The following is a 14,151-nucleotide window of genomic DNA, read 5'->3' as shown; positions in this document are numbered from 1 at the left end:
ATAGATAGCTATAAAATAAGAAAAAACGCTAAAAAATACCGTTTTTTATGCAAGAAGTAAACTATAGGCGGTGCTATGATCGCGGCATAACAAGCTTTAAATGCATATCCCCCAATCTTTTTCAAGTTCTAGAAATCTTATCCAGAGTGGAATGAAATAATGACCAGAACACAAAAACCTTTTGCCGAATTTGCGCCTCCGATCTCCAAGCAGAGCGAACTTCGCAAAAAAATCACCGCAGCCTATCGCCGTCCGGAAACCGAATGTCTGAAGCCGCTTCTCGAGGCAGCAACAATTGACGAGAAAACCAAAAAAGACATTGCTGCTACAGCCCGTCACCTTATCGAAACAATGCGGGCAAAATATAAGGGCAATGGCGTCGAAGGTCTGGTTCATGAATATTCCTTGTCGTCGCAGGAAGGTGTGGCGCTTATGTGTCTGGCAGAAGCGCTATTGCGCATTCCCGACAAAGCAACCCGTGATGCTCTCATTCGCGACAAGGTGGCAGGCGGTGACTGGAAAGCGCATTTGGGTGGTGGAAAATCGCTTTTTGTCAATGCTGCAACCTGGGGACTTGTGGTTACCGGCAAATTATCATCGAGTGTCAGGGAAGGGGAACTGTCTTCCTCTTTGACAGGTCTTATCGCGCGTTGCGGCGAGCCGGTTATCCGCAAAGGAATGGATATGGCGATGCGCATGATGGGCGAGCAATTTGTGCGCGGCGAAACCATTGGCGAAGCGCTTGAGCGCTCGAAACCGCTGGAAGCACGCGGGTTTCGTTATTCTTATGATATGTTGGGAGAGGCCGCCACAACGGCTGACGATGCCGATCGCTATTATCGCGATTATGAAACGGCTATCCACGCTATCGGCAAAGCCTCGAACGGACGCGGCGTCTATGAGGGGCCGGGTATTTCCATTAAATTGTCGGCACTTCATCCCCGTTATTTCCGCTCGCAAGCCGACCGAGTCATGGGCGAACTCATGCCGCGCGTCAAACAATTGGCTTTGCTGTGTAAAAATTACAATATCGGCCTCAATATAGATGCCGAGGAAGCCGACCGGCTCGAACTTTCACTCGATATTATGGATAGCCTTTGTTTCGATCCTGATCTTGACGGGTGGAACGGTATCGGCTTTGTTGTGCAAGCTTACGGCCGTCGCTGCCCGTTTGTACTCGATTATCTCATTGATCTTGCCCGCCGCAGTCATCATCGGTTGATGGTGCGCCTTGTCAAAGGTGCCTATTGGGATGCTGAAATCAAACGCGCGCAGGTTGACGGGCTTGAAAGTTTTCCCGTTTATACCCGTAAAGTCTATACAGATGTTTCCTATGTTGCCAATGCCCGAAAACTTCTTTCCGCTCCCGATGCTGTTTTCCCGCAATTTGCAACGCATAATGCGCAAACCATGGCAACGATCTATCATCTGGCGGGGCCTGATAAATATACTATCGAACAATTCGAGTTCCAGTGTCTCCACGGCATGGGGGAACCGCTTTATGACGAGGTCGTAGGCAAAGATAAAATGCAGCGTCCCGCGCGCCTTTATGCACCGGTCGGAACACATGAAACTTTGCTTGCTTATCTGGTGCGGCGTTTGTTGGAAAATGGTGCCAATTCTTCTTTTGTCAATCGCATTACCGACAAGTCTATCTCGGTTGATGAACTTGTTGTGGATCCGGTGGATGTGGTGCGTAATATGCCTGTTCCCGGTGCCCAGCATGACAAGATTGCTTCACCTGCCGATCTTTTCGGCAAAGACCGCCGCAATTCCGACGGCTATGATTTATCGAACGAAACAGTGCTTGCAGAACTCTCGAAAGAATTTGAGAAAAGTTCTTCATTAAGCTGGCAAGCAGCACCGGCGAATGTCGAAAAGGGCGCAAAATCACGCCCAATCGTTAATCCCGGAGACCATCGCGACAAAGTGGGCGAGGTTATCGAGATTGATGAAAGTGAAGCCAGAAAGATGGTTTCTCATGCTGAAAAAGCGTTTTCATCATGGGCAAAGACTTCCCATCAATCGCGCGCCGAAATTCTTGAAAAAGCAGCCGATCTTATGCAGGCACGTATGCCTTCACTTCTGGCGCTTGCGGCAAGAGAAGCCGGAAAATCTATTCCGAATTCTATTGCCGAAGTGAGAGAAGCAATAGATTTCTTGCGCTTTTATGCCGGACAGTTGCGCGCAACTTTTAAAGGCAATGAACAACCTTTAGGGCCGATAGTTTGTATCAGCCCGTGGAATTTCCCGTTGTCGATATTTATCGGTCAATTATCGGCTGCATTGGCGGCGGGCAATACCGTTCTGGCAAAGCCTGCCGAAGAAACACCGCTTATTGCTGCTGAAGGTGTGCGCATATTGCATGAAGCGGGAATCCCGAAGGACGTTTTACAATTTTGTCCGGGAGATGGAAAAATCGGTGCGGCACTGATTGGCGAGAAAGCGACTTCAGGTGTTATGTTTACCGGCTCGACCGAAGTTGCACGTCTCATCCAGAAAGAGCTTTCAACCCGCCTTAATAAGGATAAAAAACCCATTCCGTTTATTGCCGAAACCGGCGGGCAGAATGCCATGATTGTCGATTCGTCAGCACTTGCCGAACAGGTTGTGGGAGATGTTATCGCCTCGGCTTTTGACAGTGCAGGCCAACGTTGTTCGGCTTTGCGGGTTTTGTGTTTACAGGAAGATGTGGCCGACCGCATTCTGGACATGCTCAAAGGCGCAATGCAGGAATTGCGTATCGGACGCACCGATTTTATCGGTACCGATATTGGCGCGGTGATTACCGCAGAAGCCAGGGATAATATCGAAACGCATATCGAAACAATGCGCGCTATGGGCCATAAAGTGACCCAAGTTCCCCTTCCCGATATTGCAAAAGAGGGAACATATGTAAGCCCCACTCTTATCGAGATCGATTCGATTGGCGAATTGAAGCGTGAAGTTTTCGGGCCGGTCTTGCATGTTGTGCGTTATAAACGCAAAGATATTGAAAAGCTCATCAACGAAATCAATGCAACCGGATATGGTCTGACATTCGGGCTTCATACGAGACTGGATGATTTTGTCGATTATGTTTCAAGTCATATTCAAGTGGGCAATATTTATATCAACCGCAATATCATCGGCGCGGTGGTCGGCTCGCAACCATTCGGCGGAAGGGGATTATCCGGAACCGGCCCCAAAGCCGGTGGGCCTTTATATATCGGCCGCCTCGTCAAACAGGCTCCCGACCCGCAATTTTCTGTTGGGCAAAGCAAAAATGAACTCATCGACAGTTTTGCCGATTGGCTTCAAAAAAACGGAGAATCATCCGATGCAGCTTTTGCAAAATCATTAAGCGGCAAATCACCGCTTGGCGTCTCCGTCAATTTGCCGGGGCCGGTGGGGGAAAGCAATGTCTATTCCCTTCATAGCCGCGGAAAAATTCTCTTGTTTCCGCAAACAAAAAGCGGGCTTTACCGGCAGCTTGCAGCGACATTTGCAACCGGCAATATTGCCGTGATTGACGCGGCTTGCAAATTGCAACAATCGCTTTCGGATTTGCCAAAGCAGCTTTTACCGAATGTCAAATGGACAGAAAATTTGAATGCCGACGGGCCTTATGCGGGTGCGCTCATTGAAGGCGATGAAAATAGCATTATCGAGAAACAGAAAATTATAGCAGCCCTTTCAGGCCCGATAATTCTGACACAAGCAGCAACAAGCGAGGAGCTTGCATCAGGTGAAGTGCCCTATAACCACGGTTATCTCGTTGAAGAAGTTTCGACTTCGGTGAACACAGCCGCAGCAGGGGGCAATGCAAGCCTGATGACAATCGGCTGAAGACCGGCAATGATTATTGCTGATTGCAGATATAGTCATCACCACCGGAATATCCGTTCCGGTGGTTTTTTTGTTGATAAAGCGACTTTGGAAAAAGGTTATTAACTTTCGCACTTTAACGTTGAAAAAATGAGTTTCGTTAAAAGGCAATCTTTAAAAATTGCCGCAATCCAGTTTGAGTGCCATGCGTAATCTGAAAACAAATCCGGTCTCTTTAAATCCTGTTGCCAAACCCGTTTCTGGCGCCACTGCAAAGCCAGATGAAGCGGTTTCTGGCGCGCCATCACAAACGCAATATCCCACCATATGGAAAAAGGCTTTTGCCCTCGGCCAGAATGTACGTTTTACACGCACACCGGAAGTCGAGCTTGTGCGCAAACGGGTTGAAAATGATCCCGATTTTGCGGAAAAATTGAAGGCTTTCGAGCTTGAACAAAGGCAAAAGCGTGAAAACGTGGCCTTGAAAGAGGATTCTTCAGAAAATAAAGAACCGGTTACACTTGCCGGAACCACGCCCTTGGAGCAGGGAAAGACTCAAGTTCGCTCCTTGCAAGACGAAGTAATTGCTTCTGTCCAACGCAAAAATATCGAACAGAATTATAGCGTCAAATCTGTTTACACCCGCCCTCAAAATAGTGGTTCTGCTCAAATCCGGAATGAAACTTCTATGCAAGAAGCGGTGGTCGGAGTAGAAAAGGTGGTCGGAGTAGAAAAACAGGCATCCGAAATCAATACGCCTGCCGATATAAAACCGTTTTATCTTTCCGATTCGGCATTTTTTGAATGCGGGCCGGATATTCTGGAAAAACTGGCAACGTTCATGCCGCAAAATGAAAGCGAGCCTCGAGCAGTTGAAACGCCGTTTGCAAGTGAAAACACCATCGCTCCGGAAACAAGCACGAACGTAAATACGCCGATAATGGATACAACGCCTGTTGCGGTTGAAAAGAAGCCCGTTGTGACTGTACAAAAAATGTCACTTGACGGGGCGCTCACGTCGTCTGCTTCCCAATTACCGCCAGTGGCTTCCACTTTAATGACGGGCAATGCAAGCGAAGAAAAAAGCGGCTTGAAAGTTGAGGAAAAATCTATTGCCGACCTTTATCGGGTGCTGGAATGCCGTTTCCCGAAAAAGCATGGAAGTGTTTCTGAAAAACCAACAGAAAAAGCGGAAGAAAAAATCGAACAACAGGTGGCAACGCCCGATGTCACTCAGCCGACAAGTACTGAATCAGAGGCTGCAACGCCGGTTGCACATGATGCGGCAGTTCAAGCGCCTGAAACATCGGCGAGAGCCGGTGTAGAAAATACAAATACAGTTATCTTTGATGCCGCACCGCAATCAATCATCAATCAAACAGCGGCAACGGAAAATGTATCCTTATCAAGTGTCGGTCCGGCAATCACTCCCCGATTGACTGAAACGCCTGTTCTACAAGTCGTAACACCATTGCCTGACAATTCTGTTGTCACCAGCTTCAATAATCAGGGGCAAGTGGTTATTGAAAATGCAGGTGTCGAGAAGAATCTGCAAAATACGGCCGGTGACGCGCAAACGAGTGAACCTGTTAGCGTCACTATATCCCAAGCAGCACCGCAAAATCCGGTTTCTGTTTCCTCTTCAGGGCAGCAAAAGCCGGTTGCTCCATCTGCCGGAATTATTGAAGACATTGAACCGGTAAAAACCGATAATGCTCCCTCCGGTCAATCGCTTTCACAGGCTGTAACGCCCCAGCAGAGCGGAGAAGAAAAGGCTCCCGAACAAAAGGAAAAATCGCAAGCTGTTGCGCCAATGGCAACAACAGCTCCAGTCGCAACGACCGCGCAAAATGCAACAACCGCGCAAGATGCAACAACTGCGCCAATGGCAACAAAAGCGACGATTTCTGCGCCATTCCGCACGCTCAATCCGGCTTTTATTCCAAGCCCGAAATCCCAAAGCGACGATTCCTATATTTTCCCTTCAATCGACCTTTTGCAGGAGCCGGAACATAAAGATGGTGCGGTGATTTCTCAGGAAACACTCGAACGCAGCGCAGGACTCCTTGAAAGCGTGCTGGAAGATTTCGGTATAAAAGGCGAAATCATCCATGTCCGTCCGGGGCCGGTTGTTACCATGTATGAATTCGAGCCGGCAGCCGGTGTCAAATCATCGCGCGTTATCAGTCTTTCTGATGATATTGCCCGTTCAATGTCGGCCATTTCTGCACGTGTTGCGGTTATTCCGGGGCGCAATGTTATCGGCATAGAATTGCCGAATAAAGTGCGCGAGACCGTTTATCTACGCGAGATTATCCAGTCCAAGACATTTCAGGATAGCAATTACAAGCTTCCGCTTGCACTGGGTAAAAATATCGGCGGTGAACCGGTCATTGCAGAACTTGCAAAAATGCCGCATCTGCTTGTTGCCGGTACCACGGGTTCGGGTAAATCGGTGGCAATCAACGCCATGATTTTGTCTCTGCTTTATCGTTTGAAACCGGAGCAATGCCGTCTCATCATGGTTGATCCGAAAATGCTTGAACTGTCTATCTATGACGGCATACCGCATCTTCTCACTCCGGTAGTGACCGACCCGAAAAAGGCTGTAACGGCGTTGAAATGGGCGGTGCGCGAAATGGAAGACCGCTATCGCAAAATGGCAAAACTCGGCGTGCGCAATATTGACGGCTTCAACCAGCGAGTCAGTGCGGCTGCCGAAAAAGGCGAAACCATTACCTGTCGTGTCCAGTCCGGCTTCGACAAGGAAACCGGCGAAATGCTTTATCATGAAGAGGCAATGGATCTTTCGCGCCTTCCCTATATCGTCATTATTGTTGATGAAATGGCCGACCTGATGATGGTTGCCGGTAAAGAAATCGAAAGTGCAATCCAGCGCTTGGCACAAATGGCGCGTGCTGCGGGAATTCACCTTATCATGGCAACGCAACGCCCCTCGGTTGATGTTATTACCGGCACAATCAAGGCGAATTTCCCGACCCGCATTTCATTTCAGGTTACCTCCAAGATCGATAGCCGAACGATTCTCGGCGAACAAGGTGCAGAAACATTGCTGGGGCAGGGTGATATGCTCCACATGGTAGGCGGTGGCCGGATTGTTCGTGTTCACGGTCCCTTTGTTTCGGATGAAGAAGTCGAACATGTTGTGGCACATTTAAAGACACAAGGCACACCCGATTATCTTGCAACGGTGACGGATGGCGAAGACGAAGAAGAATCTATCGAGGACGCTGATTCCATTGCCGATATTGTGGCCGCAGGCAGTGCGGGAGAAAATGTCGAAGAACTCTATTTGCAAGCGGTCAAAGTTGTCATGCGCGACAAAAAATGTTCAACATCCTACATCCAGCGCCGTTTGGGTATCGGTTACAACAAGGCCGCGACATTGGTTGAACGCATGGAGGCTGAAGGCATTGTCGGTCCCGCCAACCATGTGGGAAAACGTGAAATTCTTCTAAACCATGGTCATGAATTTTGATAATTCAGTGGCCGGAATAATTCGCGAGAAGGTGTAGACAGTGATGTCTGCACCTTTTTGCTTTTTAGAGATCAAATCCCGTTATTTTTAAAAAATGGACAGCACCGTTTTAGATATTAGGGGTGATTGATAATCTCCCAAAAAAAACGACGAAATTCGGCATATGTTTGAACGATAGCCGAAGAGCGAGGCAAAAATTTATAAACGCTGATAACGATATTTCCTGATTCCTTTTGAAACTCTCGGCTCTTTCCTGTAAAAGAACAAATTAACATTTCTTTAACCGGTGGAGCAATTCTTGGCATTTCTGGATTTTCTATCTGAAAGTACAATCAGAAACGCTTTTTTGAGCGGCAAGTGTTCTTTCGTGCTTGACCGCAATGCATCGGTTTTATTGTGGCTTGACGGTGCTGCTCTTTCGTTTTTCGGCTTTTCATCACTCACCGATGCACTTGATCGGGAAGAGATTTTCGATAGTGCAGTCAAGCGCCAGATCGAAAATGGCATCAAAAGCGGTCGTCCGGTTCATTTGCGCGGGAAAAGCGGAGCGGCACGCTCTTTCAATCTGTCACTCATATCCGGCGAGACTCATTCATTAAATGAAATGCATGGGAAAAATGCGCCGGACAAACAGAAACAGTTTATCTTTGTCTCGGAAGTTCGTTCAACCGGAGCAGCAAACGGGTCAAGCGAAGCGGCAAATGAAATAAATCGGAATCTTTTAATCACTCAACCGGAAGCACTTCTTGAAGGACTGGAAGACAATCATATTTCGGCTGCTATTTTTGGTGACGGAAACGAAATTCTTGCGAAAACGGAAAATTTTCAGCCGCTTGGCGATACATTGCAAATTTTTCTTTCCTCTATTGACGGTTTTTCACCTGTTAAAACCTTGATGAAAAATGGCGGAGGAAAAGTGCAGGTCAATGCTATTCGCCTTTGTGAAACACCGCAACGTTTTCTCATTCTGTGCTTCAATATAGCGACTATAGATGAAAACGCAGCCGGTCAAAACAATCAGAAGAGAAATGAAAAGCCGGCCCGTTTTACATGGCAAATGGACAAAAACGGTGCGTTCAGCAATTTTTCCGACGCGTTTTATGATTGTGGCGGTGACGCTGAAAAATTGCTTGGCCGTTCGCTTGCCGATCTTGATAATGAATATAAGAATGCCGGTTTTTTAAGTCTTGAAGAAAAAATTTCGCAATGCATCGCCTTTCAAGACGAAGTTGTTCGTTTTCCAACTAAAAGGGAACAGGCGAATTTGGAAGTCTCTTTGTCAGGCCTTCCTGTTTTGTCGCTTGATGGAAAATTGGACGGGTTTCGGGGCTTTGGCACGGTGAAGGCTCCGGTCGACGGGCAGCTAAATCCACAGAATGGAAATCGGGATGTCGATTCTGTTGCAACCGTCGAAAATAAGTTTGCACCACAACCGGAAAAGCCGGTTGAAAACGAAACAATCCAATCACAATTATCGACGGGAAGCGCGCCGGAGGACGCAGACAAAACGGCTCTTGGGGGCCAAGAAAAACAATCTAATCAAACATTGCAAGAGCAAGATACCGGTTCGGCTTTGAACAGTTCGGAACGCTCGGCTTTTCGCGAGATTGCAGAACGTTTGCGCAGCGAATTACAATTGCCCGCCGTGGCGCGGCCGCTTTCAAAAGCTCTAAAAACCGATAAAACAGCTCATGACGAACAATTATCCGGAGAAAACAAGTTTATCCCCGAACGGTCTTCGCTTCTCAATTTGCTGGATACAGCAACAGACGGCTTTGTTTTTCTCAATAATGACGGCTCAATAGAAGGTTTTAGCGCAGCCGCTTCGGCACTTACCGGCTATGATAAAGAGGATGTGGCCGGTCGACCGTTTAAAAGCTTGTTCCGGACGACTTCCGAAGAAGCAATAAACGACTATCTTGCAGCACTTGAAAGCGGTGGCGCAAAACGGTTGTTCAATCGCGGTCAATCGGCAGATATTCAAACAAAGTCTGGCGATGATATTCGTGTTTTTGTCACTCTTGTACCGCTGACCAATCAAAAAGGATATGCGGGTCTTTTGCGCGATATGACGAATGTATCAGTTCCAAGCCAGCCAATTTATGATAACGAGGTTTTTGCACAAACCATCCACGAGATCAGAACGCCGCTTAATGCCATGATCGGTTTTGCCGATATTATGCGGGAAGAACGGTTCGGCCGCATAGAAAACGAACGTTATCGTGGCTATTTGCGCGATATTGTTTCTTCAGGCAAACATATCTTGTCACTCGTCAACTCCTTTCTTGAAAAGGCAAAATCGCGTTACGAAGAAAAAACGCGCTCCGGAGAAACGAATAGCGAAACGGCAATAGACAACCGCCAATCTTCAGTGCCAAGTTTTGACGTTATCCAGCAATTGAGAAAATCGGTTGCATTGTTTGAAAATCAGGCCAACGAAAACGGCATTATCATTCGCATTACCATGCCGCCCAAAATACCGGCAATCGGAATTGAGGCGCAGGAATTCAGGCAAATTATTTTCAATCTTCTGTCAAATGCTATCCGTTTCACCCAACGTGGCGGGCAAATTGTGGTGCATCTTTCAACGACAGACAAAAATTATGTAAAATTATCGGTGAGCGATAATGGTATCGGTATGAACGAGGAAGAAATGGCACGCGCCCTTCAACCTTATGGACAGGTTGCAAGAAAAGACGGACGTGCGGGAGATGCAGTCTTTACCGGTACCGGTCTTGGCCTTCCGACAACCAAAGGGCTTGTCGAAAAAATTGGCGGAAGGCTTATCCTGCTATCAAGACCGGGACAGGGAACAACAGTAGAAGTGTTTTTCCCCGTTCACCGTTTGTGAAATAAAGCCGGAATTTTAAGTGCTCGTCCGGAAAAGCCTTATAAAAATATAACCGGTCTTAAAACAGCGCATTCAAAACCGCATTTTTTGACTCAGCATATGCGCAAATAAGATCTTCAATGCTTGCGTTATTTGATAAGGCGGAACTGCATCACTTTAAATCAAGCCGGAATTTTAAGTGTTTTTAAGCGGGCTGGCACACTCCGGTTTCTCGAATGGCCAGCACTTTGCATGATTTTTCAGGGCAATTCCAATGCCTGAACGATCCACTCATGAGCTTTTTAATTTTATTGTAAATTGCGCTTTATCAAAACGCTTATTCACAAATATTATTTTTCGGTATTATTTTTTGGCAGCCAGCAGATCGCGTATTTCGGTCAGCAATACCTCGTCACGGGGAACCGGCTTTGGTGCAGGGGCCTGCTGCTCTTTACGGTGCATTGCATTGATTGCCTTAACGACAATGAACAGCACCCATGCAATAATAAGAAAATTGATGAGCAATGTAATGAAATGGCCATAGGCAATTGTAGCACCGGCTTCGCGTGCTGCTGCAAGAGTTGTTTGTTTTTGACCGGCAAGCTGGATGAACATGTTGGAAAAGTCTATGCCACCGGTAATAAGCCCGATGACCGGCATTAGCAAATCGTTGACAATAGAATTGACAAGGCCGCCAAAAGCACCGCCGATAATAACACCGATGGCCAGATCAATCATATTGCCTTTTAGTGCAAATTCCCGAAATTCTTTCAGCATTAGCCTTTTCCTCGCCTATTCATGGTCGTTTTCAATTCTCACAATAATCAACGCTGATTATGCTACGATACTAAAATATGGCACAACAACAGTAAGAAAAGGCTTTTGTTATTATTTCCTCCAGATTACCACGAAAATATCGCGTATAGTTTGGAAAATTATAGTTTATTGCCACCGTTTTCGGGTGGATTATCGTTATTTTTAAAGTCGTTTTTAAACTTGTCGAAGAAATATTTCATTGTGTCATAAGCCTGATCCATATCCTGTTTGCTAGGCAGACCCGTTGTGGCTTTATTTTGTTGAAGCTCGGCTATTTTATCTTTCAACGTCTTGATTTCCTGTTCATAGCGTGCGCGTTCGTCACCGGAAATAGCGCAGGTTATTTTCCCGTCTTTATCAAGACATTTGTCGATGCTGCCGGTATCCGTATCAAGGCGCAAATAACCGTCATCGACTTTTTGAAATTCAAAACGATGATCGGCTGCAGAACCGATTGTTGTCAAACCGATGGCACAGCAGGATGCAAGAATAAGTGTTTTAAGAAAAGTCGACATTTTTATTCCTTGGTTGAAACTCTCCTATTCGTTATATAGGGATGAATGAAAATATTTCCCGTTCAATGGACTTTGATTTTCAACGAAATAGCATATTGGCTCGAAAGCTATGGCCTTGATTTATAAGATTGTGTCGAAAGACGAATGGAAAAAAGCCGAAGATTCCGGTGTTTTTTCTGGTGCTGCGGTCGATATTACCGATGGTTTTATCCATTTTTCAAGCGCCGAACAGGTGGCAGAAACGGCAAATAAACATTTTAAAGGTCAAACCGGTCTTTTGCTTATCGCCGTTGACGAAGATGAACTTGATGAAGAGGCACTGCGTTATGAAGTGTCTCGTGGCGGGGCGTTTTTTCCTCATCTTTATGGCAACTTGTCGCTTGAAGCTGTTGTCGGTGTCAGTCCTTTCGAGGCTGACGAAAACGGCCTATTCGAGTTCAGCGAGGTATTGCCATGAACCTTTATCGTTCTTATTTGCGCCCGTTGATTTTTTGTCTTTCACCCGAAAAGGCCCACAAGCTTTCCATCCTTGCATTGAAAGCAGGCTTCGGTTCGGGGCCGGCAATCCATGACCAACGTTTGAGTGTGAACATAGCCGGACTGGAATTTCCGAACTTTTTAGGTTTGGCTGCCGGATATGATAAAAATGCCGAAGTCCCCGATCAAATATTGCGTTTGGGGTTCGGCTTTAGCGAAGTTGGCACAATCACGCCGCGTCCGCAAGCGGGCAACCCTCAACCCCGTCTTTTTCGTCTTCGTGAAGACGAGGCTGTTATCAATCGCATGGGGTTTAACAATGAGGGGCATGAAGCTGCCCATAAACGCCTCGCCAAGCGTAAAAAGCAAGGCATTGTCGGGGTCAATATCGGCGCGAACAAGGATTCGGACGATCGTATTCTCGACTATTCGCGCGGCATTCATTGCTTTTATGATGTTGCAAGCTTTTTCACCATCAATATTTCATCACCGAACACACCGGGCTTACGGAATTTGCAAGCCCGTGACAGCTTGAAGGAATTGCTCCTGTCGGTGAGCGGGGCAAGAGCGGAAGAAAAGCAAAAGACGGGCGTTCATGTTCCGGTCTTTTTAAAGATAGCTCCTGATTTGACTGAAGAAGGGCTTGATGATGTAGCCGCCGAACTTCTCGCCTCGGATGTTGACGGGCTTATTGTTTCCAATACGACACTTTCCAGAACCGGTCTTGAAAATAAAAGCTTCAGCGGCGAATCGGGCGGGCTTTCCGGCAAGCCGTTATTTGAACGCTCGACGATTATTCTTGCAAAAATGCGCAAGAGATTGCAGCAGCAAAAACCGATCATCGGGGTGGGCGGCGTTTATGATGCGAAAACGGCACTGGAAAAAATCAAAGCCGGAGCCGATCTTGTCGAACTTTATAGTGCGATGGTTTATGAGGGGGCAGGGCTTGCGCGACACATTCTGGAAGATGTGCTTGTAACCATGGAAAAAGATGGAGTGGGGAAGATAGGGGAATATCGCGACCTGTCTCTCGATGAATGGGCAAACCGCAAAATCCCTGAATAGGGGCAAGTGTACTAAAAACCTGGTTCCCCGAAAGTGCTCAAGCAGTGCCTGAAAAGTGCGAAGCGGTTTTCAGAGAAAGCACTGCGACAAGTAAAAAGTACGGTTTTGGGATAAACCCAAGTGCATTAAAGACTTGGTTCCCCGAAAGTGCCCAAGCAGTGCCTGAAAAGTGCGAAGCGGTTTTCAGAGAAAGCACTGCGACAAGTAAAAAGTACGGTTTTGGGATAAACCCAAGTGTACTAAAGACTTGGTTTCCCAAAAGTGCCCAAGCAGTGCCTGAAAAGTGCGAAGCGTTTTTTAGAAAAATATAACTCGAAGATAATCGCTATTTGGGGCTTGAACATTCAATAAAGTTGAAAGCCGATTTTTTAGCCATGATTCTATCAATGTTCCGTATGGCAAAGCGGCAATAACCCTCTTGGCCAGTTTTTAACTTCATCGCTATCGGCGGATTTCTTTGGCTCGGCTATTTGAAAAAAACGGCAATCTTCGCTATTTTTGCGTTTTATAAAAAACAAAAACCCGACGAAAATACCAATAAATAGGGTTAAAATGCGTTAAGGCACTTGCAAAATTGTTCGATCTTCCGTATGTCACCGGTCGGAATGTTTAATTCCGCCGATGCGGTTGTAGCTCAGTTGGTTAGAGCGCTGGTTTGTGGCACCAGAGGTCGTAGGTTCAACTCCCACCAACCGTACCATTTTTTTTCAAGCTTCATTTCTTTTATTTTAGTCCGGCCTTTTGTGGTTCCGGAATTAGCGTTTTATCCCTGTTGAAGATGGTCAAAAGCCAGAGCATTCAATTTAAAAAAATGAATGATTAGGCTGTTGTTTTTCAAGACTCCCTATCACGGCGGATGGATGGAAGGACGTAAAAAATAGCAAGCAGAACAGGCGACGTTAAATTCTTTTGAAGCTATATCCGGCTAAAGATAAATCATATCAACGGATAGGCATTTCATCGCATAAGCCTGTTTTGTGGGACTTTTGCGCGTCAGTGAAAGAAAAATGGCTGCCTTTTTTGCTAAGACAAGAAATTAGAGGGGCGTTCGTCATTGCGGAAATGGAAAGCCTGCTTTCAAATGATGGACATTGAAAAAAGAAATATTTTTAGAAGATCGCTTCGTTTTGACTAACCTTTAT

General features: G+C 46.5%; 7 protein-coding genes and 1 tRNA gene. 6 read left to right on the top strand and 2 right to left on the bottom strand.

Annotated features, from left to right (window positions below):
* Positions 1–159 precede the first annotated feature (159 nt).
* From putA to GQS64_RS11710, 3 genes are all read left to right on the top strand, one after another.
* Positions 160–3,828: a trifunctional transcriptional regulator/proline dehydrogenase/L-glutamate gamma-semialdehyde dehydrogenase gene (putA, locus tag GQS64_RS11720; RefSeq protein ID WP_198231725.1), complete on the top strand. Its 3,669-nt coding sequence runs from the start codon at positions 160–162 to the stop codon at positions 3,826–3,828.
* A gap of 160 nt (positions 3,829–3,988) precedes the next feature.
* Complete coding sequence (locus GQS64_RS11715) at positions 3,989–7,306, top strand: DNA translocase FtsK (protein WP_369805264.1); 3,318 nt, start codon at positions 3,989–3,991, stop codon at positions 7,304–7,306.
* Between the two features lie 298 nt (positions 7,307–7,604).
* Entirely contained in the window at positions 7,605–10,157 is a 2,553-nt protein-coding gene (locus GQS64_RS11710; RefSeq protein ID WP_198231724.1) for a PAS domain-containing sensor histidine kinase, read from the top strand.
* 342 nt (positions 10,158–10,499) lie between these two features.
* Here the strand turns inward: GQS64_RS11710 and mscL are convergent, their stop codons facing one another.
* Together mscL and GQS64_RS11700 are read right to left on the bottom strand one after the other, a co-directional pair.
* Positions 10,500–10,913 carry a large conductance mechanosensitive channel protein MscL gene (gene mscL, locus GQS64_RS11705; protein WP_077972829.1) on the bottom strand — a complete coding sequence of 138 codons (414 nt, stop codon included), beginning with the start codon at positions 10,911–10,913 and terminating at the stop codon, positions 10,500–10,502.
* Positions 10,914–11,071: 158 nt separating this feature from the next.
* Positions 11,072–11,467: a hypothetical protein gene (locus tag GQS64_RS11700; protein ID WP_198231723.1), complete on the bottom strand. Its 396-nt coding sequence runs from the start codon at positions 11,465–11,467 to the stop codon at positions 11,072–11,074.
* A 109-nt stretch (positions 11,468–11,576) separates the two neighbouring features.
* Here GQS64_RS11700 and GQS64_RS11695 point away from each other — a divergent pair, with 109 nt between their 5' ends.
* The 3 genes from GQS64_RS11695 to GQS64_RS11685 all read left to right on the top strand — a co-directional run bounded on the left by GQS64_RS11695 (position 11,577) and on the right by GQS64_RS11685 (position 13,709).
* Complete coding sequence (locus GQS64_RS11695) at positions 11,577–11,924, top strand: DUF952 domain-containing protein (RefSeq protein WP_198231722.1); 348 nt, start codon at positions 11,577–11,579, stop codon at positions 11,922–11,924.
* Positions 11,921–13,009: a quinone-dependent dihydroorotate dehydrogenase gene (locus GQS64_RS11690; RefSeq protein ID WP_198231721.1), complete on the top strand. Its 1,089-nt coding sequence runs from the start codon at positions 11,921–11,923 to the stop codon at positions 13,007–13,009. Before GQS64_RS11695 ends, GQS64_RS11690 begins: the two co-directional genes overlap by 4 nt.
* 623 nt (positions 13,010–13,632) lie before the next feature.
* A tRNA-His gene (locus GQS64_RS11685) sits at positions 13,633–13,709 on the top strand.
* Positions 13,710–14,151: the final 442 nt, after the last annotated feature.

This window comes from Bartonella sp. P0282 (assembly GCF_048452985.1).
Classification (GTDB): domain Bacteria; phylum Pseudomonadota; class Alphaproteobacteria; order Rhizobiales; family Rhizobiaceae; genus Bartonella; species Bartonella choladocola.
This window is presented reverse-complemented; position numbering and strand designations above follow the sequence as displayed.